Origin of the sequence: Streptomyces sp. 7N604 (assembly GCF_052245475.1) — a bacterium.
Taxonomy (GTDB): Bacteria; Actinomycetota; Actinomycetes; order Streptomycetales; family Streptomycetaceae; genus Streptomyces.
In genome coordinates this window covers 110,301-135,136 of the sequence record NZ_JBQQBX010000014.1, presented here as the reverse complement: position 1 = coordinate 135,136, position 24,836 = coordinate 110,301, and the positions used below count along the sequence as shown (strand labels likewise).

The following is a 24,836-nucleotide window of genomic DNA, read 5'->3' as shown; positions in this document are numbered from 1 at the left end:
TCCGGCTACGGCTTCTTCGGCGGCACCACCGGTACCGGCAGGACCGGCAGCCGCAGCGCCCCGAAGGCCTCCTCGGGGACGGCCGGTGCCTTCGGCGGCACCGCCGCCAGCCGGGCGTACGCCGTGCCCTGCTCCGGACGCAGGTCCTCCTCGCCCTTGTTGGGCCACAGCGACATCGCCCGCTCGGCCTGCGCCGTGATGGTCAGCGACGGGTTGACGCCCAGATTCGCCGAGACCGCCGAGCCGTCGACGACGTGGACGCCCGGGTGCCCGTACAGCCGGTGGTACGGGTCGATGACGCCGTGTTCCGCGTCCTCGCCGATCGGGCAGCCGCCCAGGAAGTGGGCCGTGAGCGGGGTGCCCATCAGCTCGCCGACGTTGCTGCCCGGGAAGCCGTTGATCTCCTCGGCGAGGATGCTCGCGGCCTGCGTGGCCTCGGGGATCTGCTTCGGGTTGGGCGCGCCGTGCCCCTGCCGGGCGGTGAGCAGGCCCTTGCCCGGGCCCTTCGGTTTCCGGTACGTGGTCAGCGAGTTGTCCAGGGTCTGCATGACCAGGCCGATGATGGTGCGCTCCGACCAGCGGCGGTTGGACAGCGAGCGCAGCACGAGCCACGGGTGCCGGGCACAGTTCGCGAGCCAGGACAGTACGCGCGGCGCCCGGCCCCCGTACGGCACCTGGAGGATGGACATGGCGCCCATCGCATTCGAGCCCTTGCCGTAGCGGACCGGCTCGATGTGGGTGGTGTCGTTGGGGTGGATCGAGGACGTGATCGCGACGCCCCGGGTGAAGTCGGCCGGCTCGCCGTGCTTCCTGCGGTAGCGGCGGCTGTCGGTCATCGCGCCCACCAGGGCCTCGGAGTTGGTACGGGTCAGGTGGCCGAGCCTGTCGGAGACGCGGGGCAGCAGGCCCTTGTCCCGCATGGTGTGCAGCAGCGTCTGCGTGCCGTACGTGCCGGCGGCGATGACGACCTGCTGCGTGCGCAGGGTCCTGGGCTTGGCGGAGCGCTTCTTGTCGGTGGGGACGGTCGAGACGAAGTAGCCGCCGAAGCCGTCCTCGTAGACGGCTGTCACGGTCGTCATCGGGTGGACGACCGCCCCGGCATTCTCGGCGAGGTAGAGGTAGTTCTCGTTGAGGGTGTTCTTCGCGCCGTGGCGGCAGCCGGTCATGCACTCGCCGCACTCGGTGCAGGCCCGCCGTGCCGGTCCCGCGCCGCCGAAATACGGGTCGGGCACCTCCTCGCCCGCCTTCGCCCGCGCCTTCGCGTCCCCCTCGGCGTCCTTCCCGTCGCCGAAGAAGACGCCGACGGGCGCCAGGTGGAAGCTGTCGCCGACGCCCATGCGCTCGGCCGTCGCCTTGAGGTGCACGTCGGAGGGGGTGAGGGTGGGGTTGAGCCGGACGCCGAGCATGCGCTGAGCCTGGTCGTAGTACGGCTTCAGCTCCTCCTGCCAGTCGGTGATGTGGCCCCACTGGCGGTCCTCGAAGAACGCCTTGGGCGGTACGTAGAGGGTGTTGGCGTAGTTGAGGGAACCGCCGCCGACTCCGGCTCCTGCCAGGATCATGACGTTGTTGAGCAGGTGGATGCGCTGGATACCGTAGAGGCCGAGGGCCGGGGCCCAGAGGAAGTTCCGGACGTCCCAGGAGTTCTTGGGCAGGGTGTCCCTGGTGAAGCGGCGGCCCGCTTCGAGGACGCCGACGCGGTAGCCCTTCTCGGTCAGGCGCAGTGCGGCGACGGAACCGCCGAAGCCGGAGCCGACGACGATGACGTCGTAGTCGTGGACCTGATCGGGGGCGGACTCGTCCCGTGACACTGGTACCTCCGTGGAACGTGCGGCTCGGAGCCCGCGCCTGTGCTTCACCACAGGGCCGAAGACGAAAGGGCGGGTGGGTGGGTGGTCGGGGTCAGCGCAAGCGGAAGATCTTCATGGCGCGCAGGCTGCGGGTCATGAACTGGGCGTACTGGGCGTCGTCCATGCCGAAGGACGGCGCCAGCGGCATCAGTCGCTGGTGGGCGACGGTCTGGGCCTCGGTGTACTTGAGGATGCCCTCAGAGCCGTGGCGGCGTCCGAGACCCGAGTCCCCCATGCCACCCATCGGCGCCTGCACACTCCCGTACCCGGCGGCGTACGACTCGTTGACGTTGACCGTCCCGGTGCGCAGCCGTGCCGCGACCGCACGCCCGCGCCGCCCGTCCTTGGTCCAGACACTGGCGTTCAGGCCGTACGGCGTGGCGTTGGCGAGCGCGACGGCGTCGTCCTCGTCGCTGAACCGGTAGATGGACACGACGGGCCCGAAGGTCTCCTCCGCGCACACGGCCATCGGCGCCTCCACGCCGTCGAGGATCGTCGGCTCGTAGAAGAGCGGGCCGATGTCGGGCCTGTGGCGGCCGCCCGCGACGAGCTTCGCGCCCTTCTCGACGGCCTCCTGGACGTGCCGGGTGACGGTCTCGAGCTGGCGCTCGGAGACCAGCGAGCCCATGTCGGCGCCGTAGGCGAGCGCCGAGCCGAGCCGCATCGCGCGCGTGCGGGCGGCGAAGCGCTCGACGAAGGCGTCGGCGACCGACTCGTGGACGTACAGCCGCTCGATGGAGATGCACAGCTGTCCCGCGGAGGAGAAGCAGCCGCGGACCGCGCCCGCCGCCGCCTTCTCGATGTCCGCGTCGTGGAGCACCAGCATCGCGTTCTTGCCGCCGAGTTCGAGCGAGCAGCCGACCAGCCGGGCGGCCGCGCTCCGGGCGACCTCGCGGCCGGTGCGGGTCGAGCCGGTGAAGGAGACGTAATCGGCGCGCTCGACGACGGCCGGGCCGACCACCGGGCCCTCACCGAGGACGACCTGCCACACGCCCGCGGGAAGCCCTGCCTCGATCAGCAGATCACGAGCCCACAGGGCGGTCAGCGCGGTCTCGGTGTCGGGCTTCATGACGACCGCGTTGCCCGCGGCGAAGGCGGGGAGCGCGTCGCCGACGGACAGCTCGAACGGGTAGTTCCACGGCGCGATCTGGCCGACGACGCCGCGCGGCTGGCGCAGCTCGGTGACCTTGGTGAGGGTCGGCACGGCGCCGGAGTGGCGCTTGGGCCGCAGGTACCCCGGAGCCTTGCGCCCATAGTGCCGGGCGGCCATGGCGACCGCCTGCACCTCCTCGTGCGCGTGCAGCCGCGCCTTGCCGGTCTCCAGCTGTATGAGGTCGAGCACCTCGGCCTGGCGCTCCAGCACCAGGTCGTGGAAGCGCAGCAGGACGGCGGCGCGCTGCCGTACGGGCGTGGCGGCCCACGCCTTCTGGGCCTCGCGTGCCCGCTCGAAGGCGGTGGCCACGTCCTCCGGGGTGGACTCCGGCAGGTCGGCCAGCTTCTCCCCGGTGAAGGGGGTGTGGTTGGCGGTACTGCCCGAGCCGACGACTCCGCGGGTGAGCTGGACGACCAGCTCGGGGGTGACGACGTCGGCCGCGGTACGGGTGCCCTCGGGGGCGCTGAAGACCGGGTTGCGCGGGGTCTCTGCCGCGGTGTCCTGCGTGTCCGTCATGCGGCTGAGGGTATTCCGGGGCGGACGCTTTGGGTACCCAGCAGTAACTCGTTTTCACTGGTCGTCCACAATCGCGCCAGTGTTTGCTGGCAGAAGGCTCAGAGGTCCTGGACTTCCAGGTACTTCACGACCTCCTCGAAGAGGCGCTGGCCGTCCTTAGAGGCCTCGCCCTCGGCGGGCATGGTGACGGTGAGCACCAGCGACCGCTTCTTCGCCTTGTCCACGTAGATGTGGTCCCGCTTGCGATACGAGATGTCGTCCTCGTCGTAGTTGTACGGCTTGTATACCGTCTCGACCTGAGCGGCGGGCCTGCCCTGCTGGGTCGCCTTCTTCGTCGTGCTCCGGACCGCCGCCATTTCGGTCTCGTTGTAGCCGCCCTTCTCGTAGTAGTCGACCCACCCGTCGGCCTCTTCGGCGGTCGTCCCGATGTCCTCGGTGTAGAGGCCCACCTCGACGCCGAACACGCCACTGGGATCGGCGAACTCGACGTAGTGGTCGTCGGGGCTGACCGTCCGCTTGTAGTCCTTGGGGACGGCCAGCGAGGCGCCGACCACCTCGCCCTCCTCGCGCACCACCCAGTTCGCGGGCATCTCGTCCGCCGCGAAGGGGTTCGCGAGGAGCAGGACCAGGGCGACGACGACCGCCAGTACCCCGCCGCCCAGGCCGAGTTGGGCCTTGCGGTTGCCCTGGAGGATCGGCGGGAGCAGGGCGCCGCCGCCGGTGGCACCGGCGGCGGCTCCGGCGCCGGTGCCCGCGCCGTAGAGCCGCGTCACCGCCTCGGAGGGCTGCGGCGGGCGCGCCACGGACTCCAGGGTCTGCCGGACCTCGTACGCCGAAGGGCGGGCCCCCGGGTCCTTCCTCAGCAACTGCATGATCAGCGTGCCGAGCGCGCCCGCGCCGCGGGCGGGCATCTGCGGTTCGGCCGACAGCACGGCCTGCAGGGTGGCCGGGGTGGTCGAGCGGCGGTACGGCGACATGCCCTCGACCGCCGCGTACAGCACCACGCCCAGCGACCAGAGGTCGGACTCGGGGCCGGGGCGCTGCCCCAACACCCTTTCCGGAGCGATGAATTCTGGCGAGCCGACGAACGCGCCGGTCTCGGTCAGGCCCTGCTCGCCCTCGACCTGCGCGATGCCGAAGTCCGTGAGGACCACGCGGTCGTGACGGCCCAGCAGGACGTTGTCCGGCTTGACGTCGCGGTGCAGCACGCCCGCCTCGTGCGCGGCGGACAGCGCGCCGAGGACGGCGAGGCCGATACGGGCCGCCTCGCGCGGGTCGAGCGTGCCCTCCTGAAGGCGGTCGGCGAGCGAGTGGCCCCGTACGAGCTCCATCACGATCCAGGGGCGGCCGTTCTCGACGACCACGTCGTGGACGGTGACCACGGAGGGGTGGTCGATACGGGCGGCGGCGCGGGCCTCGCGCTGCATCCGCTGGTGGACGGTCTGGCGCTCGCGCTCGGGCAGGTGGTCGGGGACGCGGGGCTCCTTGACCGCCACATCGCGGTCGACGACCACGTCGTGGGCCTTCCAGACGGTGCCCATGCCGCCGTGTCCGAGGCGGGAGTCGAGCCGGTAGCGGCCGCCGATGACGCGGCCGGTGTCGGGGTCGGCGGAGGAGGCGCCGGGGGCGGTCGGCGGGTGCGCGGGGCCGGAGGGGGCGGGGACGCCGGGGGCGGGGCTCTGGGCGGGCGGCTGCGCGGCCTGCGTGGGCTCGTGCGGGTGCGGCTGCGGCTGGGCAGGCGGCTGGAGGCCGTAGCTGGTGGGCTCGTTCGCCCGTCCCCCGAGGTTAGTCATGGACTCATCATTACCGGTTACCGGCCGGCGTTATCCAGCGAAGCCGACGACCGGATGCAGCACCGTGACACTCCCCCGCACCAGTGGCCCTGCCGCGCGGTCTTCCCCACAACCCGCCCCGCAAGGCCGAGCGCCTCGCAACGGGCAAGCACCGTCGGTTATGAGGGAGGGTGGGTTGGGAAGGGCGGTGCACCGGCAGGCCGGTGCGGGCAGCCGGGCGCGAAGCGCCGCAGCCGGGCGCCGAGGCCAGGCGCGGGCGTACGGCCTGCGCGGAGGGCCTGCGCGGAGGCCCGGCGCGCAGGGCCGGTCAGGACTTCGGCTTCGTGACGACGAAGGTCTCCAGCGCCGTGTCGAAGTGGCGGCGCGCCGCGGCGCGTTCGCCGACCGGCGCCGAGACCCACACGTCGTACATCTTGCCGTCCTCTTCCCAGCTCAGATCCACCGTGTGCCGCGGGCCGGCGTCCCCGGCGAAGCCGTCCCACGTGAACTCCCAGAGCGCCGCCCGGTTCCCGTCGTGCGTCGTCGCCGTGACCTCCCCGTCCCGGTAGCCCTCGTACCGGTCAGGACCCTCCGCGTCCGCCCTCCGCATCGCGGCCGGCGGCCCGCCTGCCACCGTGTCCTGGATGTGGACGCCGAGCCGGAAGACCTTCCCCGGCGAGTAGTAGAAAATCCGCGGCGGCTCGAAGGAGCGGGTGAAGTCGTCGGGTACGGCGAGCCGGAAGCCGGCGGGGTCGGAGACGGTGCGGTAGCCGGGCGGCGCCGGGTTCCCCGTCGGCGTCGGCGCGCGCGTCGCTGTCCGCGTCGAGGTGACGGTCACGGTCGGCGACGCCGTGGGCCGCCCGCTCGTGGGCCGTGTCGTCGGCTCATCCGTCGCCGTGGCCCCGCCCGAGCCCTTCCCGTCGCCCGTCTCGTCCAGCAGCATCGCCACAGCCGCCACCCCCGCGCCCGCCGCCGACGCGACCAGCAGCGCGGCAGCGAGGACCGCACGCGCGCGTGCCGAGGGCGACCGGGGCCGGCCGCCCCCGGGCCCCGGCCTCCGGGCGGCGACGGACGGCACGCCGTGGAGCACCCGCTCAGTGGGCGTGTACGCGTGCGGCGCCTCCGGCATGTGGCCCGTCCGCAGGTACTCCGCGAGCAGCCGCTCCGCCCCCGCCGCGTCCAGCCGCCGCTCCGGGTCCCGCTCCAGCAGTCCCCGTACGACCGGCAGCAACGGGCGCACGGTCTCCGGGGGCCGGATCTCGTCCGACACGACGGCGTGCAGCACCCCGCCCAACGTGTCGCGGTGGAACGGGGACTTGCCGCTGGTCGCCGCGCACAGCAGCGCTCCGAGCGACCACAGGTCCGACTCAGGCCCCGTACGGCCGCCCGACATTTGCTCCGGCGCGGTGTATTCGGGCGTGCCGACGAACGACCCCGTCTCGGTGATGGTCGAGCCACCCGGGACATGGGCGATCCCGAAGTCCGTCAGGACGACCCGGCCGGTGGACGACTCCATCAGTACGTTCGCGGGCTTGAGGTCACGGTGCAGCACGCCGTGCGCGTGCGCGGCCCGCAGCGCGCCGAGGAGGGCCAGGCCGATCCGGGCCGCCTCGCGCGGCGGGACCGGCCCCTCGGCGGCCAACTGGTCGGACAGGGACCGCCCGTCGACCAGCTCCATGACGATCCACGGCCGCTCGTCCTGCTCGGCCACGTCGTGCACGACGATCACGCCGGGGTGCTGGATCTGCGCGACCGCACGCGCCTCCCGGAACGTCCGCTCCCGCCGGCTCCGGGCCTGCTCGTCCGGGAGCCCTTCCTCCACCTGGAATTCCTTGACCGCCACCTCGCGCCCGAGAACCTCGTCCGTGGCCCGCCACACGGTGCCCATGCCGCCGCGCCCCACGCGCGTGCCCAGCCGATACCGCCCGGCGATGAGGCGGTCACCCTCGCCCCGGAAGCTCCCCATGGGCCCATCCTGCCCCACAGGTTCCGCAACCGGGATGGGGCCTCGGGCATGTGGGTGATCGCGGAGGGCAGCGAGGTCGGTCGCCGCGCCGGCCGGTCAACGCGAAGTCAGCCATGCCGCAAGGGCATCGACGAGCTGGTGGGCTGACGGGTCAGCCGGCGGCCGGGGTGGGCGGGGAGGACTCCGGGCTGCGGCCAGCGGTACACGCGCCGGAACTGGTCCATGCCGATGGCGAGATCGACGTGGAGCTCGGTGGCACCGTCCGCGTACCGGTGGCGGGACCGGATGACACCGAACCGCCACCCCCCGCTCGCCCAGATCCACGCGGCGGGCTCATATCCCGGTGCGTACAGATCCGTTCGCACATCCTGGCCGCTCCGCCCGGAGCGGCCCTGGGCTTCGGTGGCTTCGCACGACGGCTCGTGTGTCGGACGCTCCCAGTAGTACATGAGTTCGATTGTAGCGGTTCGAACGCACCCGTGTCCGCGAAGACGGCACATGGTGTGCGCGTGGCCGTCGGTCCCGTCGGGGCGCGTGACCGACGCCCCGGCCTCGCCGCCCGGCGGGCGCCCAGCGGTTGCGTACGCCGGGCGTTGACCGGCACGAGAGAGACTGCGGCGCCAGGTCGTCAGCCGGTGGTGCGGTACGTGTCGGCGGCCTGCTGGTAGAACTCGCTCAGGGCCTCCCGCTCGTCGGCCGGGCCGATGACGAGGATGAGGTGGTAGCGCCCGTCGACGATCATCGCCAGGTTGCGGGCATAGACCTCCCGGCCGCTGGTGTCCTTCCAGTTGAACGTTCCTTCGGCCATCGCGGTGCTGCCGACGTCGATACGGCGCAGCCCGGACGCCGACGACCACTGGGAGTCGCGGAACGGCTCGAGCTCCCGCTCCTTGTCCTGCTGGTACGCCATCGGGTCGGCACCGAAGTCGGCGACGGAGTCACGGCCGGGGACGACGATGAGCTCGTGGTCGCCGCCCAGATAACGGATCTGGCCGCGGGAGTTCTCGCCGCGCCGCTCCCAGTCCTCGTGCACGGCGAGGGCGAAGCCGGCGGGGTCCTTGCGGACGGCGAAGCCCTTGGGGAGGTCGGCGGGTTCGGTGGACTGCGGCTCCTGGGACCGGGGAGTCCCGTCGCCGTCGGCGGTCGGCCCGGGCGCCGGTGCCGAACTGGCCGCGCCCGCCGCGCCCGTACGGTCCTCCTGGCGGTTCCGCCCGCGGCTGCCGTCCTCGTCCGCGCCGGGCATGAACAGCGCGGCGTACGCGATGGCGGCGATCAGCGCGAGCAGTATCAGGCCGACGAGCGTACGGCCGAGGCTGCGCGGGCCGCGCGCGCCGCCACCGCGTACCCGCTTTTCGCGGGCACGCTTGTGGCGGCCGCGTGCGACCGCGGGCGCGGCCGTGCGGCGCCTGCGGACCAGCTCGCCGCGGCGCCGCACGACCGGCAGGCGGCGCGGGTCCGCGGGCTCGCCGCTGCCGAGGGACGGGACGGTGACCGCACGGCTGCCGAGGTCCGGCTCGGGCGCGGACCGCACGAGCGAGCGCAGCCAGCCGCGCAGCTCCTCGAAGTCCGGGCGCTCGGTGGGATCCTGGCGGAGCAGCGACTCGACGACGGGGCGCAGCGGGCCGCACTCCTCGGCGAAGGCGGGGGGCTCGGAGCAGACGAGCTGTACGAGCTCGGCGGCGCTCTCCTCGGGGAAGGGGGCGTGGCCCTGGACGGCCCGGAAGAGCAGGGCGCCGAGGGCCCAGAGGTCGGTGGCGGGGCCGATGGGCGGGGCGAGCTGCCAGTTCTCGTGCACGGGCCCGGCCTGCTCGGGCGCCCACCGCTCGGTGACGGCCCCGACAACCACCATCCGCGCCTGCCGCGCCCGCTCAGCGGCCAGCCGCGTCGTGGGCCCCCGATAGGCATCGGGCGCGCCGCGGTCTACGTCACCGCCGGCCTCACCCCCGGCGCCACGGCCGAGGTGAGCGGCGTCGTGAGCGGCCCGCCCGGCCGCGCCTGCGCCACTTGCCGCACCTGCCGCACCGGGGAACCCACGACTCGGAGGCCCCTGCGAGCCACGCGGCTCGGGCACATTGGAGCGGCCCTCCTCGCCCGAAGCGGACGCCGGGCCCTCGCTCCCGGAGTCCTCCGGGCGCCCGCCCGCGCCGTACCCGCCTCGAGGTGCGGGCAGACCCGAAGGCCCCGCCTCCCGCCCGGGTGGAACCGAGCCCTCAAGGCGGCCCGCAGCACCACCGGCCTGCCTGCCCGCGCCGGGGAATCCGCCACTCGGGGACCCCTGCGCGCCACGCGGCTCGGGCACATTGGAGCGGCCCTCCTCGCCCGGGGCGAACCCCGGACCCTCGCTCCCGGAGCCCACCGGACGCCCCACCGCGCCCGGGAATCCGCCACTCGACGGGTCCTGCGTGGCACGCGGCTCGGGCGCCTTCGAGCGGCCGTCCCCTTCGGCCCAGCCATGCGCCGCGGCTCCGCCGTACGTGTCGCCGGGGACGTCACCGTAAGGGCTCGCTACGCGGCTGACGCCGTTGGGGTTGCCCGCGGTGGGCTCGGGCGGCCAGGAGGCGTCCGAGGACGTCCCGGGACCGGTCGGCGGCTGCGCTGCGGACGCGTCGTCTGCGGCCGACCGCGAGCCGGATGCGGCGTTGCCGCCTCCGGAATCGGCGGCCCAAGGGGTGCCCTCCGCCCCGGGGTTGACGGGGGAGGCATCGACGTTGTGGCCGCGTGGGGCCGGAAGTCCGGGGGCATGGGCGTCCGGTTCGAGGCGGGCGCTCGCCTGGGCGGCAGCGCGGGCGCCCGCACGGTACGCGGCGATGGCCCCCGCCCGCGCGGCGCGAAGGTTCGTGTGATCCGCGTGCTCCCCGGCCCCGCCTGCACCACCCGTATCGGCGCCCTGGCCACCTGCCGCACCGGGCCCCGCGCCCGCGCCCCAACCGCCCCCGGGTCCACCGCTCTCGGGTCCGCCTGCCCCAACGGAACCAGGCCCGGCCCCCGTACCGCGGCCGCTCTGCTGGCTGCCTGCCGCACCCGGCCCCGTCACCGCGCCCCAACCATCCCCGGGTCCAGGGAGCTTGGGGGCCACCGCCTCGCCTGGATGGGCCGCGGCGCTGCCTTCAGCGCCGGAGGCGGCGTGCGGGCGGGCGCCGGGCGTCCGCTGTTCGACGGCCGGGGTGGCCGAGGCCGCCGGGCCGCCCGCGGCAGGGCCCCCGCCCGTCGGCGCCGGGCCCGCGGACGGGCCCCGTTCCCCGGCCGGTGGCCCGGGAATCGGGTCGTAGCCGCAGAGGGCCTCTTCCGCCGCGCCCGCCGCGAGACCCGTCAGCATGGCGCGGCCGTCGTCGCACACCAGAACCGTGCGGACCGTGATGTTGCGGTGGATCCAGCCGTGCGCGTGGAGGGCGCGGAGGGCCGTGAGGATGTCCGCGGCCACCTCGGCCGCGCGGTGGGGCGACATGGGCCTCTCCGCGAGCAGCGCCGCCAGCGGCCGCGCCGCCACCCACTCGCTCACGACCCACAGGCTGCCGCCCTCGGCGAACACGTCGAAGACCTGGTCCAGTCGCGGATGGTCGGGCAGCCCCGCGGCCGTGGCCGCGGCGTCGATCGCTCGCCGGACCGCCGGGTCGGCGGGTCGGCGCGGGTCCGGGCCGCCGCCCCCCGCGCCCGCCGCCCCGTACCGCCCGTCGTTCCCGCCGTACCGCCGGTCGTTCCCGCCGTACCGCCCGTCCGCGTCAACGACCTCCGCCTCGACGACCTCAGGCAGCGGTATCTGCCGGACGAGCACCTCCTGCCCGCTGTACGTGTCGAACGCGCGGGTCTCCATCAGCTCGTACGCGTCGGAGGGCGGCCGGGGCAGGCGGTAGCGGTCGGCGAGCACCCGACCCGCGTAGTCGTCCACGACGCCTCCCCGTAGCGCGCGTTCCACACCTCTCACGACTCGTACCCCGCGGCCGCTCCGAACCGTCAAAACCGGTCACGTTCCGCCCGGTTGCGGCTGCGTACGGTGGTTCGCGAGAACTTACGATACGTGCCCGCGCTCGCCCCCGGTCAGTCCTTGGGCTGGAAGGTGTCGAACGCGGTCTCGCGGAGCGTGGAGCACTCGTCCTCGTCCCACGCGGCCGCCCGGCACGTGATCATGATCGAGTAGCCGTGCCTGGCGTCCACCTTGAAGCCGCGGTTGAGGATCCGCACCCGCTGCCCGTTCTGGTCCCGCTCGAAGGACCAGTCGGCGACGGTCGGGTAGCCGCGGTAGTCGACCTTCTTGATGCCGAGGGAGCGGTAGCCGGACGAGCTGTTGCGCACGGCGGACTCCAGGCTCTTCCACGCGGCGACGGCGTCCGAGCTGGGGCTGGGGCTGAAGTCGACCTGTACGCGGGGGAAGCCGCCGGACTTGCTGTAGATGGCGCCGGAGTTCTGGCCCGCGATGCCGGTGCGCTTCCAGCCCTTGGGGAGGGCCATGGTGAAGTGGAAGCGGGAGTCGGTCTTCCGCGCGTAGCCGTCCGGCAGTTCGTCCTCGCCCCCTTCCTTGCCGTCCGCGTCATCGCCGGAGTCCGAGCCGGAGCCCGCCTTCGGCTTCGCCGCGTCCTCACCCGAGCCCGGCTTCGGCGCGTCCGACTGCCGGTCCTCGTCCTGCGGTGGGGTCTTCTCGCCGCCCTTGCCCTGACGGGAGTCGGAAGCAGCCTTGTCGCTCGGGGACTTGCCGCCCTGGTCACCGCTGTCGCCGCCGTCGCCGATCGCGAGGGCGAGCACCGTCCCGAGGATCGCGAGCGCGAGCACCACGGCGACGATCACCAGCGTCCGCCGCTGCACCACGTCGGTTACGGAGAACGCCGCCACTGGTCTCGACCGATCGTCACCGGCGGCGGGCGCAGGCGAAGGCGAAGGCGACGCAGAGGACGACGAGGCCGAGGACGCGGAGGCGGAGGACAACCCGGCAGCTGCATTCCGCACAGACGCCAGCGCGCTCCGCAGCCGCTTCTCGACCTCCGCACGCGCCGCGGCCGACGGCTTCGGCGCGGCGCTCTCCTCCGCCTTCTCACCGGCCTCCTGCTCCGGCTTCCCTTCGGGCTTCTGCGCCTGCTCCGGCTTCGGCTTCCGCTCCGCCTTCTGCGCCCGCTCCAGCTTGGGCTTCGGCCTCGGCCTCCGCTCCAGCTTCGGCGTCTCCACCGGCGTCGGCGGCAGCGCCATCATCCGCGTCCGGTCCGCCGGCGGCTCCGGTCCCTGGTCCTCCGGCGCGCTCAGCGCGTCCGTCAGCAGCGCCCGCGCCCCCGCGTCGTCCAGCCGCTGCGCCGGGTCCTTCGCGAGCAGCCCGTAGATGACCTCCTCCAGCGGGCCCGCGCTCTTCGGCGGGTCCAGCGGCTCGGTCATGACGGCGGTCAGCGTGGCGAGCGCCGAGCCCTTGTCGTACGGCGGCACGCCCTCCACGCACGCGTACAGCAGGCCGCCCAGCGACCACAGGTCCGCGGGCGGCCCCGGCTTGTGGCCGCGGGCGCGCTCCGGCGAGATGTACGAGGGCGCGCCGACGAGCATGCCGGTGGAGGTGACGGACGGGTCGCCCTCGACCTGCGCGATGCCGAAGTCGGTGAGGACGACGCGGCCGTCGTCCGAGATCAGCACATTGGACGGCTTCACGTCGCGGTGCAGGATGCCCTCGCGGTGCGCGGCGCGCAGCACGTCGAGGACCGCGAGCCCGACCTCGGCGGCCCGGTGCGGGGTGAGCCCGCCGGTCTCGCGTACGACCTCCGCCAGGGACTTGCCCTCGATCAACTCCATGACGATCCAGGGCCGGTCGTCCTCGTCGACCACGTCATAGACGGTGACCGCGCCGCTGCTGCGGACCCGCGCGATCGCCTTGGCCTCGCGCAGCGTGCGGGTGATGAGGCGCTGCTTCTCGTCCTCGTCGACATTCGACGAGAAGCGCAGCTCCTTGATCGCGACCGTCCGGCCGAGCGTCTCGTCGACAGCCCGCCAGACCGTCCCCATGCCGCCGCGGCCGAGGACCTCTCCCAGCCGGTAGCGTCCGGCGAGGAGGCGTCCTGTGCTGCCCTGCGTCTGCTCCGCCTCCGACATGAATCCCCTCAGCGCTGCAATCAATCCACAATGGCGCCGAGTTGGCTGTGCTCCGTGGCGGCACATGGCGAATCATGGCGCGCTGCTGATCCAACTCGGGCGACCCGCCCCCGGCAGAGCCTCCATTCTCTCTCATGCGCGGGGGTGGTCGGAGTGCGGGTCCTGGGTAGGGGTCCGGGAATGCGGAGCCCGGCGGTGGTGGGCACAGGCCCATCCGCTACGGTCCGCCATGAGGGGGGCCCGTACGAGACGAAGGGCCGACGATGATGGGCAGGCGCACCGCGCATCCAGCGGCGATGGCGGCCTTCGCCTTCGCGCTGCTGGCGGGCGGCTGCGCGGCGCCGAGCGCGGCCCCGGGCACCGCTGCGGGCGCTGCCGCGGAGGCGAGCCCGCCAGCGGCTGCGGAAACGCCCCAGCGTCCGGCTCCGGACCCGGCCACGGAGACGACCCGGCCTGCGGCCCCGCCGGCGCCCCCACGGGCGGTCGGGCCGCACGGGACGCCGACCGCCCGGCCGGGCGTAAGGGCCTCCGTACGACGGCTGGTGACGGCCGGTGAGGCGCCGGGCGCGGCGGCCCTCTCCCAGGACGAGGGACGCGGTTCGTGGTTCGGCACGGCGGGGGTCGCGGACCTGCGGAGCGAGCGCCGGATGCTGGCGGGCGACCGCTTCCGGGCCGGAAGCATCACCAAGACGTTCGTGGCGACGGTCGTGCTGCAGCTGGCCGGAGAAGGGCGGCTCCGGCTGACCGACACGGTGGCGGACCATCTGCCCGGCCTCGTACGCGGCAACGGCAACGACGGCCGGCGGATCACCGTCCGCCAACTCCTCGGCCACACCAGCGGTCTCTTCAACTACACCGACGATCCGGCGCTCGCGAAGCGGCTCTTCGTCAGCGGCTCGCGCGAGCGCCCCGACACGTACACCCCGGAGCAGCTGGTGCGCACGGCGCTGCAGCACGCCCCGTACTTCCCGCCCGGGGCGGCCTACCGCTACTCCAACACCGACTACATCCTGCTCGGGCTCGTCGTCGAGAAAGTGACGGGACGCCCGTACGCGGAGGAGATCGAGCGCCGTATCCTCCGGCCGCTGGGCCTGACCGGCACGTCCTTTCCCGGCACGCGGACGAGCCTGCCCGATCCGCACGGGCGGGCGTACTCGACGCTGTCACCCGACGCGAGCGGCGGGGGCGCGAGCGACGGCCCGGACAGTGCGGACAGTGCGGACGGTGCGGACAGTGCGGCCGACGTGACCCGCCTCGACCCGTCGAGCGCGGGCGCCGCGGGCGAGGCGGTCTCCACGCTCGGCGACCTGAACCGCTTCCTCCGCGCCCTGCTGGACGGCGGGCTGCTGCGGCCGGAGCAGCTGCGGGAGATGCGGGACACGTCGGGCTCAGGCGGGGCGTACGGGCTCGGGCTGTTTCCCGTCCGGCTGCGGTGCGGGGTGGCGCTGTGGGGGCACAACGGCACGATCAAGGGCTCCTACGTCCGGGTGCTGGGCACGCCGGACGGCGCCCACGTCCTCGCCTACCGCCTCAACACGGACACCACCCCGAGCCTGCCCGCAGAAACCCGCCTCCTCGAAGCCGAGTTCTGCGAAAGCTGAGGCCCTGCGGCCGACGTCCGTGGAACGCCCCGGACTCGGCTCCCCCAGCCGATCCGCTCCATCGCCCGTCCCACCGTCACGGCGGAAACAATGTCCCGCCGCCACGGCGCGCACCCACGACGGCTCCCCCGGCCACCACCGGAAGGTGCCCAGCCGACCCGCGCCATCGGCCGCCCCACCGCCGCGGCGGGAACAATATTCCGCCGCGACGGCGCGCGACCACGACGGCGTAGACCGGCTGGGGGCACCTCCCAGCGGTAGCTGGGGGAGCCGGACGACCGCAACCCGGGGAGATCAGCCCGAGAGACCCGCGCCGGGTCCGGCCGTCGCCCGCCCGCGCCGGAGGCGTCAGAGCGGGACGATGTCCGGCGCGCCCAGGCGGGCCGCGTCGGCCGTCTGGTCGTCCGGCTGGAGCTGTGACTCGCGCTCCGCCTCCACCCGCTTCTCGTAGTGCTCGACCTCCTTCTCGATCTGCTCCTTGTCCCAGCCCAGCACCGGCGCGATCAGCTCCGCGCACTCCCGCGCGCTGCGCGTCCCCCGGTCGAAGGTCTCGATCGAAATGCGCGTCCTGCGGGTCAGGACGTCGTCCAGATGACGAGCGCCCTCGTGCGACGCCGCGTAGACGATCTCGGCGCGCAGATAGTCGTCCGCGGCGACGAGCGGCTCGCCCAGCGACGGGTCGCGCGCGACCAGCTCCAGCAGCTCCTCCGTCAGCGAGCCATAGCGGTTCAGCAGGTGCTCAACCCGCGCCACGTGCAGTCCCGTGCTCGCCGCGATCCGCGCCCGCGCGTTCCACAGCGCCCGGTAGCCCTCCGCGCCGACCAGCGGCACGTCCTCCGTGACGCAGTTCGCGACCCGCTGGTCGAGGCCGTGCACCGCCGCGTCCACGGCGTCCTTCGCCATCACGCGGTACGTCGTGTACTTGCCGCCCGCGACCACCACGAGCCCCGGCACGGGGTGGGCGACCGTGTGCTCGCGCGACAGCTTGCTCGTGGCCTCCGACTCGCCCGCCAGCAGCGGCCGCAACCCGGCGTACACCCCCTCCACGTCGTCCCTCGTAAGGGGCACCGCAAGCACCGAGTTCACATGCTCCAGCAGATAGTCGATGTCCGCGCTGGAGGCGGCCGGGTGCGCCTTGTCCAGGTCCCAGTCGGTGTCCGTGGTGCCGATGACCCAGTGCCGCCCCCACGGGATCACGAAGAGCACGCTCTTCTCGGTCCGCAGGATCAGCCCGGTCGTGGAGTGGATCCGGTCCTTCGGCACGACCAGGTGGATGCCCTTGGAGGCCCGTACGTGGAACTGGCCTCGCTCGCCGATCAGCGCCTGCGTGTCGTCCGTCCAGACCCCGGTCGCGTTCACGATCTGTTTGGCCCGGATCTCGTACTCGCCGCCCCCCTCCACGTCCTGCACCCGGGCGCCGACGACGCGCTCGCCCTCGCGCAGGAAGCCGATGACCCGGGCGCGGTTGGCGGCCTCCGCGCCGTAGGCCACAGCCGTGCGCACGAGGGTCGCGACGTAGCGGGCGTCGTCCATCTGGGCGTCGTAGTACTGCAGGGCACCCACCAGCGCGTCCCGCTTCAGGCAGGGGGCGACGCGCAGCGCGTGCTTGCGCGTGAGGTGCCGGTGCAGTGGCAGGCCGCGGCCGTGGCCCGAGGAGACGGACATGGTGTCGTAGAGGGCCACGCCGGAGCCCGCGTACCACCGCTCCCAGCCCTTGTGCTGCAGCGGGTAGAGGAAGGGCACGGGCTTGACCAGGTGCGGGGCGATCCGCGAGAGCAGCAGCCCGCGCTCCTTCAGTGCCTCCCGTACGAGGGCGAAGTCCAGCATCTCCAGATAGCGCAGCCCGCCGTGGATCAGCTTGCTCGAGCGGCTGGAGGTGCCGGAGGCCCAGTCGCGCGCCTCGACGAGTCCGGTTGCAAGGCCGCGGGTCGCCGCATCCAGCGCCGTGCCCGCGCCGACCACGCCGCCGCCCACGACCAGAATGTCCAGCTCGTGTTCCGCCATGCGGGCGAGCGCCTCGCCCCGCCCGGCCGGTCCCAGTGTCGCTGTCCTCACCGCTGCCTCCCGATCGTGGTCCGGGTCGCTCATTCCCCGTTGGTGGATTCTCACCGCGTCACGGGCCCGCAATCACCGAGCGCCCGACGCGGCAACACCGATGCCTCCACCATCAGCCAATACTCAATATCAGTCATATGTGTGCTTAGCCTTACATAGCGCCTTAAAAGATCGTCTCGGGAAGGACCGCCCCCAGCCATGCCCGCAGACCTCGCCGTCATCGGACTCGGCCACCTCGGCCTCCCCCTCGCCCAGGCCGCCACCGCCGCCGGCATCCCCACCATCGGCTACGACACCGACGAGCGCGTCATCGCCGAGTTGCGCGCAGGCCGACCCCCGGTGGACGGCTCCCTCACCGCGGCCGAGATCCGCCGGATGGCGTCCGGCGGCTTCCGCCCCACGACCGACCCGGCCGAGCTCGGCCGGGTCCGTACGACCGTGATCTGCGCGCCGACGCCGCTCGGCGAGGACCGGGCGCTGGACCTGTCCGCGGTCGGCGAGGCGGCCCGGGTGCTGGCCGCGCGGCTGCGGCCGCACACCACTGTGCTGCTGGAGTCCACCGCGTACCCCGGCACCACCGAGGAATACCTCCGCCCGATCCTCGAGGAGGGCTCGGGACTGCGGGCCGGGCGCGACTTCCACCTCGCGTATGCGCCCAGCCGCCTGGACCCGGGCAACCGCAGCTTCGGCTACGCCGGGATGCCGAAGGTGATCGGCGGGCTGACACCCGCCTGTACGGAGGCGGCCGCGGCCTTCTACGGGCGGATCAGCGACCGCGTGGTCCGGGCCCGCGGGGTGCGCGAGGCCGAGGCGGTGAAGGTCCTGGAGACCAACTACCGCCACGTCAACATCGCGCTGGTCAACGAGATGGCGGTGTTCTGCCACGACATCGGCGTCGACCTGTGGGACGTGGTGCGCTGCGCCGAGACCAAGCCCTTCGGGTTCCAGGCCTTCCGCCCGGGCCCGGGTGTCGGCGGCCACGGTCCGGCGATCGACCCCAACTACCTCTCGTACAAAGGGCGCAGCCTCGGCTATCCGCTGCGGATGGTGGAGCTGGCGCAGGAGGTCAACGGGCGGATGCCGCGCTATGTCATCCAGCGCTGCGCGACGCTGCTGAACGAGCACGGGAAGTCCGCGCGCGGCGCCCGCGTCCTGCTGCTGGGCGTGACGTACAAGCCCGATGTCGGCGACCAGGAGGGCTCACCCGCCCGCGAGATCGCCTCCCGGCTGATGGAGATGGGCGCGCAGCTCAGCTACCACGACCCGTACGTCCCGCAGTGGAGCGTCCTGGGGCGGCCGATTCCGCGCGCCGACTCGCTGTACGAGGCCGCGGCCGCCGCCGATCTGACGCTGCTGCTGCAGCACCACAGGACGTACGACCTTCAGGGGCTCGCGGTGAAGGCCCAACTGCTGCTGGACACCCGCGGCGCGACCCCGGCGGGCGCCGCCCACCGCCTCTGACGACGCTCGTGCGGCCGCCCGCCCGCCGGCCGGTGAATCCGGCGTCCCGGTGCTAGCGTTCCGGACGGACCACCGGACAGGGGGAGTTGGACGGGACGTGAGCACATGAGCGAGTCCTCGGGGCGCCCAAGCGGCCCTGGGGAGGTAGGCGCAACGCCCCAGGGCCGCTTGGCGCTCGGCGTCACCGCGGGCACCGCGGCGGCCTGCCTCGGTGCCCTGCTCCTGGGTTCGCTGCAGGGCGCAGCCGGGCCGCACGGGCACGAACTCGGCTACTGGGCGCTGGGCATCGGGCTGCTCGTCGGCGCCACCCTCGGCAAGGTGGGCGGCCGCGGCCGGGCGGTCGCGCTGTGGGGCATCCCGCTGGCCCTGGCCGGGGTGGCCCTCGCCCAACTCCTCGCCGCGGCCATGCAGGTCGACCCGGACACCCTGCTCGTATGGCGGCTGGGCCCGGCCCTGGACTACTGGCTGAGCGAGATCCTCGGCAAGAACGACTTCACCTTCTACACGGTGGCTGCCCTGGAGGGCTATCTGGTGGCCCAGCGGGTGGCCGAGTAACGCCCAAGCCGCCCTTTGCAGATCCTTAGGGCGGCCATACCCGCACAACTTCTGCTGCGTGCGGGCTCATTGGCCCTTCCACGGCGACAGATGTCCCGGCCGCGTTCCAGCCATGTCACGGACGGTGGAAACGCATTGCCGGACTGTCAGCGCGAACTGCTAGCCTTCTGGCCGAATTTCAGTCAACCGCACTCCAGTCCGACTCGTCCCCGGAGTGCGGTTTCCACCACAACCTTCATCCCCGGGGGAATCACATGAGCCAGCCCTGGCAGCAGCAGCCTCAGCAGCCCGGCAACCCGTACGGCCAGCAGCCCGCGGCACCGGGCGGTTTTCCGCCACCGGCACCCGCCCCGCGCCAGGGCAACGTGGGTCTCGCGATCGTCGCGGCGGTCGTCGCGGCGCTGGTCAGCGCGGGCATATACGCCGGCATCCTCTACGCGACCTTCGACGAGGAGAAGATGGAGGTCACGCAGATCGGCTACGTCGCCATCGGCGTGGGCGCCCTCATCGGCCTGGCCCTCGGCAAGCTCGGCGGCCGCGGCGTGGGCCTGCAGGTCCTCGGCGCGGTGCTCGGCGTCATCGCCGTCGTCCTCGGCGAGCTCTACGGCTACGCGCTGATCATGGCGGAGTACGCACCGGGTGCGCCCGCCGCCACCGAGATCTTCTTCCAGCACTTCGGCGACCTGTACGACGGCTGGAAGGAGGAGCTGGACGGCATCAGCTACCTCTTCTTCGCCCTGGCGGCCGCCGCCGGCTTCAGCGTCACCAAGCGGCTGTCGGACTGACGCCCGCACCAAGCCAGGTGAGGTGAAGGGCCCCGGCCGCTCGATGCGGCCGGGGCCCTTCGCCGTTGTGCGGCGCAGGCGTCAGCGCTTCGCGTGCTGGGCCGAGGGAGCCACCGTCACCTCGACGCGCTGGAACTCCTTGAGGTCGCTGTAGCCCGTCGTGGCCATTGCGCGGCGGAGGGCGCCGAAGAAGTTCATCGAGCCGTCCGGGGTGTGGGAGGGGCCCAGCAGGATCTCCTCGGTGGTGCCGACCGCACCGAGGTTCATGCGCTTGCCGCGCGGCACCTCGTCGTGGACGGCTTCCATGCCCCAGTGGTGCCCGCGTCCCGGTGCGTCCGTCGCGCGGGCCAGCGGGGAGCCGATCATCACCGCGTCCGCGCCGCAGGCGACCGCCTTCGGAAGGTCGCCCGACCAGCCGACGCCACCGTCGGCGATCACGTGGACGTACCGGCCGCCGGACTCGTCCATGTAGTCCCGCCGGGCCGCTGCCACGTCCGCGACCGCGGTCGCCATCGGCACCTGGATGCCCAGGACGTTACGGGTCGTGTGCGCGGCGCCGCCGCCGAAGCCGACGAGCACGCCCGCGGCACCGGTGCGCATCAGGTGCAGCGCCGCCGTGTACGTGGCGCAGCCGCCGACGATCACCGGGACGTCCAGCTCGTAGATGAACTGCTTGAGGTTGAGCGGCTCGGCGGCGCCTGAGACGTGCTCGGCGGAGACGGTCGTGCCGCGGATGACGAAGATGTCGACGCCCGCGTCCACCACGGCCTTGGAGAACTGCGCGGTGCGCTGCGGCGACAGCGCGGCGGCGGTGACGACGCCAGAGTCGCGCACCTCCTTGAGGCGCTGCCCGATCAGCTCCTCCTTGATCGGGGCGGAGTAGATCTCCTGCATGCGCCGGGTGGCCGTACGCTCGTCCAGCTCGGCGATCTCCGCGAGCAGCGGCTCCGGGTCGTCGTACCGGGTCCACAGGCCCTCGAGATTCAGGACACCCAGCCCGCCGAGCTCGCCGATCCGGATCGCGGTCTGCGGGGAGACGACCGAGTCCATGGGTGCCGTGAGGAACGGCAGCTCGAAGCGGTAGGCATCGATCTGCCACGCGATCGAGACCTCCTTGGGGTCGCGCGTCCGCCGGCTCGGCACGACGGCGATGTCGTCGAACGCGTACGCCCTGCGGCCGCGCTTGCCGCGCCCGATCTCGATCTCAGTCACGTGTCTGGCCTTTCCCTCAAAGTCTGCGCTACCAGTATCCCCGACGCCCCCCACCCACAACGCCAGCGCCTCCCGCGTAAACGCCCCCACTCGCTCCCGAACCTCGGAGGCCGCTCACCCCTCCCGCCACCTCCAGCCTGGCCCCGCCGACACCGCCGCCGATCCCGCATGCCGGGCGCCTCCGAGCCCGGCCCTGAACCCGACCCAGCCGACCGCACCCAGCCCACAGTCGGCAACCTCCGGGGAACCCGCGGAAATGGCCCCAAGGGCAGAGCGCGGCCGACCGGCGTCAGCCCGACCCAGCCGGCCACACCCAGCCCGCAGCGGGCGACCTCAGGCGAACCCCGGGATCACCCCCCACCAGGCTGAACCCGACCCAGCGGACCGCGGGGCCCCGGCGCGGTGGCTCCGGCCGGGCCGGGCGCTGCCCAGCGAGGCAGGCGCAGCCGGGCCGGGCGCGGCTCGTAGAGCTCGCGCTCCGCGCGCCTTGGCGCGGGGCGCCGGCCCGACGCGACCTGCCCCTGGTTCCCCCTGCATCGCAGGGAACCAGGGGCAGGTCCCAAAGGGCGGGTGGGCGGGGGAAGAGCTCGGGCGCGCAGCGCCCCGGTACGGCCCGCGCGGAGCGGCCCCGCCGGCGAGGCGACTAGCGTCGCGTGTAGTTCGGCGCCTCCGTCGTCATCTGGATGTCGTGCGGGTGGCTCTCCTTGAGGCCCGCCGCGGTGATCCGCACGAAGCGGCCCTTCTCCTTCAGCTCCGGGATGTCGGCCGAGCCGACGTACCCCATCGACGCGCGCAGGCCGCCGACCAGCTGGTGAGCCACGGAGGACAGCGGACCGCGGTACGGGACCTGGCCCTCGATCCCCTCGGGCACCAGCTTGTCCTCGGACAGGACGTTGTCCTGGAAGTAACGGTCCTTCGAGAACGAGCGCGCCTGCCCGCGCGACTGCATCGCGCCCAGCGAGCCCATCCCCCGGTACGACTTGAACTGCTTGCCGTTGATGAAGACCATCTCGCCCGGCGACTCCTCGCACCCGGCGAGCAGGCTCCCCAGCATCACCGTGTCCGCACCGGCCGCGATCGCCTTCGCGATGTCGCCGCTGTACTGCAGGCCGCCGTCGCCGATCAGCGGCACGCCCGCAGCGCCGCAGGCCCGCGCCGCCTCGTGGATCGCCGTCACCTGCGGCACGCCGATGCCCGCGACGACACGCGTCGTACAGATCGAGCCCGGCCCCACGCCGACCTTCACGCCGTCCACGCCCGCGTCGATCAGCGCCTGTGCGCCGTCGCGCGTGGCGACATTGCCGCCCACGATGTCCACACTGATGTTGGACCTGAGCTTCGCGATCATGTCGAGGATGCCGCGGCTGTGGCCGTGCGCGCTGTCCACCACCAGGAAGTCCGCACCGGCCTCGACCAGCGCCTGCGCCCGGTCGTACGCCTCGTCCCCGACGCCGACCGCCGCCCCGACGACCAGCCGGCCCTCGTCGTCCTTCGCCGCGTTCGGGTACTTCTCGGCCTTGACGAAGTCCTTGACCGTGATCAGACCCTTGAGCACGCCGTTCTCGTCGACCAGCGGCAGCTTCTCGATCTTGTGGCGGCGCAGCAGCTCCATCGCGTCCTCGCCGGAGATGCCGACCGTGCCGGTGACCAGCGGCATCGGGGTCATGACCTCGCGGACCTGACGGCTGCGGTCCAGCTCGAAGGCCATGTCCCGGTTGGTGACGATGCCGAGCAGCTTGCCCGCGGCGTCCGTCACCGGCACGCCGCTGATCCGGAACTTCGCGCACAGTGCGTCCGCCTCGCGCAGCGTCGCGTCCGGACGGACGGTGATCGGGTCGGTCACCATCCCGGACTCGGAGCGCTTCACGAGGTCGACCTGGTTGGCCTGGTCCTCGATGGAGAGGTTGCGGTGCAGCACACCGGCACCGCCCTGACGGGCCATCGCGATGGCCATCCGGGCCTCGGTCACCTTGTCCATCGCCGCGGAGAGCAGCGGGACGTTGACCCGTACGTTGCGCGATACGCGGGACGAGGTGTCGACCGCGTTCGGCAGCACCTCCGACGCGCCCGGCAGCAGCAGCACGTCGTCGTATGTCAGCCCGAGCATCGCGAATTTCTCGGGCGTTCCGTCGACGTTGTCAGTCATGACACCTTCCCCAGTGCTCTTGCCCAGCGCGGACTCCCATGCTAACGGGCTCCGAGTGCCCCCGATTCCGCCTCGGATCCAGGGCCGGAGAGGTGTGGATCACGTACGGATACGGGTCACTGCTCCGCCAGCGCCCGCAGCCTGCTGAGCGCCCGGTGCTGGGCGACCCGGACCGCGCCCGGCGACATCCCCAGCATCTGGCCCGTCTCCTCCGCGGTCAGCCCGACCGCGACCCGCAGCAGCACCAGTTCCCGCTGGATCTCGGGCAGGTTGGCCAGCAGCTTTCTCGCCCATTCCGCATCACTGCTGAGCAGCGCGCGCTCCTCGGGCCCGAGCGAGGTGTCGGGCCGCTCGGGCATCTCGTCGGACGGCACCGCCGTACTCCCCGGCCCGCGCATGGCCGCTCTCTGCAGATCCGCGACCTTGTGCGCGGCGATCGCGACGACGAAGGCCTCGAAGGGGCGGCCGGTGTCGCGGTAGCGCGGCAGCGCGCACAGCACGGCCAGGCAGACCTCCTGCGCCAGGTCGTCCACGAAGTGCCGGGCGTCGCCGGGCAGCCGGGACAGCCGGGTGCGGCAGTAGCGCAGCGCCAGCGGGTGTACGTGGGCCAGCAGATCGTGAGTGGCCCGCTCGTCCCCGTCGACCGCGCGCTGCACGAGTGCGCCGATCTCCCCCGGGCCTCCGGCCATGGGGGTCCCCCGGGTCTCCTCCTCGCGCATCAGTCCATGGTGCCTTGGCGCTCTGCGCTCCGCGGCACCGCGTCCCCCGTTGTGCACCGAAGCGTTATGCACGGCCGCACTAGCACTCACGTCCCACGCCTCCCCCTTTCGGGTGTTACCCATGCCGTCCCCGACAACCCGCGGACGGCCTCCGACCCGTGCCTCGGGGCGCCGGGCAGAGCTTGTCCGTCCTGAGGTTCTTCGGGCCGAGTGAGAAGCCCCGGCCCCTGCCGGGGAGGAGTCACACCTCCAAGGATGCGGCATCCCGCGAGGTTTCGGCCCCCAGACGCCGACGCAGTGAGGTCGCGGTACGCGCCACCAGGTCATATGGCACGCACCGCGACCTCACTGCGCGACGCGTCACACCGCCCTCAGCGGACCAGGCCCCAGCGGAAACCGAGCGCGACGGCGTGCGCCCGGTCCGAGGCGCCCAGCTTCTTGAAGAGCCGACGCGCGTGGGTCTTGACGGTGTCCTCGGAGAGGAAGAGCTCGCGCCCGATCTCGGCGTTGGAGCGGCCGTGGCTCATGCCCTCGAGCACCTGGATCTCGCGCGCGGTGAGGGTCGGCGCGGCGCCCATCTCGGCGGACCGGAGCCGGCGCGGGGCGAGCCGCCAGGTGGGGTCGGCGAGCGCCTGCGTGACGGTGGCCCGCAGCTCGGCGCGCGAGGCGTCCTTGTGCAGATAGCCACGGGCACCCGCGGCCACCGCGAGCGCGACGCCGTCCAGGTCCTCGGCGACGGTGAGCATGATGATCCGGGCGCCGGGGTCGGCGGAGAGCAGCCGGCGCACGGTCTCGACTCCGCCGAGCCCGGGCATCCGTACGTCCATCAGAATCAGGTCCGAGCGGTCGGCTCCCCAGCGGCGGAGGACTTCCTCGCCGTTGGCGGCCGTCGTCACGCGCTCGACGCCGGGCACGGTCGCGACCGCGCGGCGGAGCGCCTCTCGGGCAAGCGGGGAGTCGTCGCAGACGAGGACGGATGTCATGGCCGCCC

At 73.1% G+C, this 24,836-nt stretch carries 16 protein-coding genes; 4 read left to right on the top strand and 12 right to left on the bottom strand.

The window, feature by feature from the left end:
- Positions 1-5 precede the first annotated feature (5 nt).
- From ACTWP8_RS17365 to ACTWP8_RS17335, 7 genes are all read right to left on the bottom strand, one after another.
- Complete coding sequence (locus tag ACTWP8_RS17365; RefSeq protein ID WP_443323036.1) at positions 6-1,808, bottom strand: GMC oxidoreductase; 1,803 nt, start codon at positions 1,806-1,808, stop codon at positions 6-8.
- Positions 1,809-1,899: 91 nt separating this feature from the next.
- On the bottom strand, positions 1,900-3,516 hold the full coding sequence (locus ACTWP8_RS17360; protein ID WP_443323035.1) for a succinic semialdehyde dehydrogenase: 1,617 nt from the start codon (positions 3,514-3,516) through the stop codon (positions 1,900-1,902).
- Positions 3,517-3,614: 98 nt separating this feature from the next.
- Complete coding sequence (locus ACTWP8_RS17355) at positions 3,615-5,309, bottom strand: serine/threonine-protein kinase (protein WP_443323034.1); 1,695 nt, start codon at positions 5,307-5,309, stop codon at positions 3,615-3,617.
- Positions 5,310-5,616: 307 nt separating this feature from the next.
- Complete coding sequence (locus ACTWP8_RS17350) at positions 5,617-7,254, bottom strand: serine/threonine-protein kinase (RefSeq protein WP_443323033.1); 1,638 nt, start codon at positions 7,252-7,254, stop codon at positions 5,617-5,619.
- A gap of 107 nt (positions 7,255-7,361) precedes the next feature.
- Positions 7,362-7,703, bottom strand: coding sequence for a hypothetical protein (locus tag ACTWP8_RS17345; protein ID WP_443323032.1), 342 nt, complete (start codon positions 7,701-7,703; stop codon positions 7,362-7,364).
- A 179-nt stretch (positions 7,704-7,882) separates the two neighbouring features.
- Positions 7,883-11,140, bottom strand: coding sequence for a protein kinase (locus tag ACTWP8_RS17340; RefSeq protein WP_443323031.1), 3,258 nt, complete (start codon positions 11,138-11,140; stop codon positions 7,883-7,885).
- 149 nt (positions 11,141-11,289) lie between these two features.
- Entirely contained in the window at positions 11,290-13,311 is a 2,022-nt protein-coding gene (locus ACTWP8_RS17335; RefSeq protein WP_443323030.1) for a protein kinase domain-containing protein, read from the bottom strand.
- Positions 13,312-13,607: 296 nt separating this feature from the next.
- On the opposite strand from ACTWP8_RS17335, the gene ACTWP8_RS17330 reads away from it, so the two are divergent.
- Positions 13,608-14,912 (top strand): serine hydrolase domain-containing protein, encoded by a 1,305-nt coding sequence (locus ACTWP8_RS17330; protein ID WP_443323029.1) that lies wholly within the window; start codon positions 13,608-13,610, stop codon positions 14,910-14,912.
- Positions 14,913-15,260: 348 nt separating this feature from the next.
- Here the strand turns inward: ACTWP8_RS17330 and ACTWP8_RS17325 are convergent, their stop codons facing one another.
- On the bottom strand, positions 15,261-16,967 hold the full coding sequence (locus ACTWP8_RS17325) for a glycerol-3-phosphate dehydrogenase/oxidase (RefSeq protein WP_443323028.1): 1,707 nt from the start codon (positions 16,965-16,967) through the stop codon (positions 15,261-15,263).
- A gap of 198 nt (positions 16,968-17,165) precedes the next feature.
- Here ACTWP8_RS17325 and ACTWP8_RS17320 point away from each other — a divergent pair, with 198 nt between their 5' ends.
- The 3 genes from ACTWP8_RS17320 (at position 17,166) to ACTWP8_RS17310 (ending at position 19,768) form a co-directional block, all read left to right on the top strand.
- Positions 17,166-18,428 (top strand): nucleotide sugar dehydrogenase, encoded by a 1,263-nt coding sequence (locus ACTWP8_RS17320; RefSeq protein WP_443323027.1) that lies wholly within the window; start codon positions 17,166-17,168, stop codon positions 18,426-18,428.
- 105 nt (positions 18,429-18,533) lie between these two features.
- Positions 18,534-18,983, top strand: a complete 450-nt coding sequence (locus tag ACTWP8_RS17315; protein ID WP_443323026.1) for a hypothetical protein — start codon at positions 18,534-18,536, stop codon at positions 18,981-18,983.
- Between the two features lie 254 nt (positions 18,984-19,237).
- Entirely contained in the window at positions 19,238-19,768 is a 531-nt protein-coding gene (locus tag ACTWP8_RS17310; RefSeq protein ID WP_443323025.1) for a hypothetical protein, read from the top strand.
- An 81-nt stretch (positions 19,769-19,849) separates the two neighbouring features.
- Here the strand turns inward: ACTWP8_RS17310 and ACTWP8_RS17305 are convergent, their stop codons facing one another.
- The 4 genes from ACTWP8_RS17305 to ACTWP8_RS17290 form a co-directional block, all read right to left on the bottom strand.
- Positions 19,850-20,980 carry a GuaB3 family IMP dehydrogenase-related protein gene (locus tag ACTWP8_RS17305; RefSeq protein ID WP_443319763.1) on the bottom strand — a complete coding sequence of 377 codons (1,131 nt, stop codon included), beginning with the start codon at positions 20,978-20,980 and terminating at the stop codon, positions 19,850-19,852.
- Positions 20,981-21,623: 643 nt separating this feature from the next.
- Positions 21,624-23,126 (bottom strand): IMP dehydrogenase, encoded by a 1,503-nt coding sequence (gene guaB, locus ACTWP8_RS17300; protein ID WP_443323024.1) that lies wholly within the window; start codon positions 23,124-23,126, stop codon positions 21,624-21,626.
- 116 nt (positions 23,127-23,242) lie between these two features.
- Positions 23,243-23,845 (bottom strand): sigma-70 family RNA polymerase sigma factor, encoded by a 603-nt coding sequence (locus tag ACTWP8_RS17295; RefSeq protein WP_443319765.1) that lies wholly within the window; start codon positions 23,843-23,845, stop codon positions 23,243-23,245.
- A gap of 371 nt (positions 23,846-24,216) precedes the next feature.
- Positions 24,217-24,828 (bottom strand): response regulator transcription factor, encoded by a 612-nt coding sequence (locus tag ACTWP8_RS17290; protein WP_003948568.1) that lies wholly within the window; start codon positions 24,826-24,828, stop codon positions 24,217-24,219.
- Positions 24,829-24,836 lie beyond the last annotated feature (8 nt).

Bases quoted from the DNA above. Each gene is read 5' to 3' on its own strand.
- ACTWP8_RS17360 (WP_443323035.1), bottom strand. From the start codon at position 3,516: ATGACGGACACGCAGGACACCGCGGCAGAGACCCCGCGCAACCCGGTC.
- ACTWP8_RS17355 (WP_443323034.1), bottom strand. From the start codon at position 5,309: ATGACTAACCTCGGGGGACGGGCGAACGAGCCCACCAGCTACGGCCTC.
- ACTWP8_RS17350 (WP_443323033.1), bottom strand. From the start codon at position 7,254: ATGGGGAGCTTCCGGGGCGAGGGTGACCGCCTCATCGCCGGGCGGTAT.
- ACTWP8_RS17345 (WP_443323032.1), bottom strand. From the start codon at position 7,703: ATGTACTACTGGGAGCGTCCGACACACGAGCCGTCGTGCGAAGCCACC.
- ACTWP8_RS17335 (WP_443323030.1), bottom strand. From the start codon at position 13,311: ATGTCGGAGGCGGAGCAGACGCAGGGCAGCACAGGACGCCTCCTCGCC.
- ACTWP8_RS17330 (WP_443323029.1), top strand. From the start codon at position 13,608: ATGGCGGCCTTCGCCTTCGCGCTGCTGGCGGGCGGCTGCGCGGCGCCG.
- ACTWP8_RS17320 (WP_443323027.1), top strand. From the start codon at position 17,166: ATGCCCGCAGACCTCGCCGTCATCGGACTCGGCCACCTCGGCCTCCCC.
- ACTWP8_RS17315 (WP_443323026.1), top strand. From the start codon at position 18,534: ATGAGCGAGTCCTCGGGGCGCCCAAGCGGCCCTGGGGAGGTAGGCGCA.
- ACTWP8_RS17310 (WP_443323025.1), top strand. From the start codon at position 19,238: ATGAGCCAGCCCTGGCAGCAGCAGCCTCAGCAGCCCGGCAACCCGTAC.
- guaB (WP_443323024.1), bottom strand. From the start codon at position 23,126: ATGACTGACAACGTCGACGGAACGCCCGAGAAATTCGCGATGCTCGGG.
- ACTWP8_RS17295 (WP_443319765.1), bottom strand. From the start codon at position 23,845: ATGCGCGAGGAGGAGACCCGGGGGACCCCCATGGCCGGAGGCCCGGGG.
- ACTWP8_RS17290 (WP_003948568.1), bottom strand. From the start codon at position 24,828: ATGACATCCGTCCTCGTCTGCGACGACTCCCCGCTTGCCCGAGAGGCG.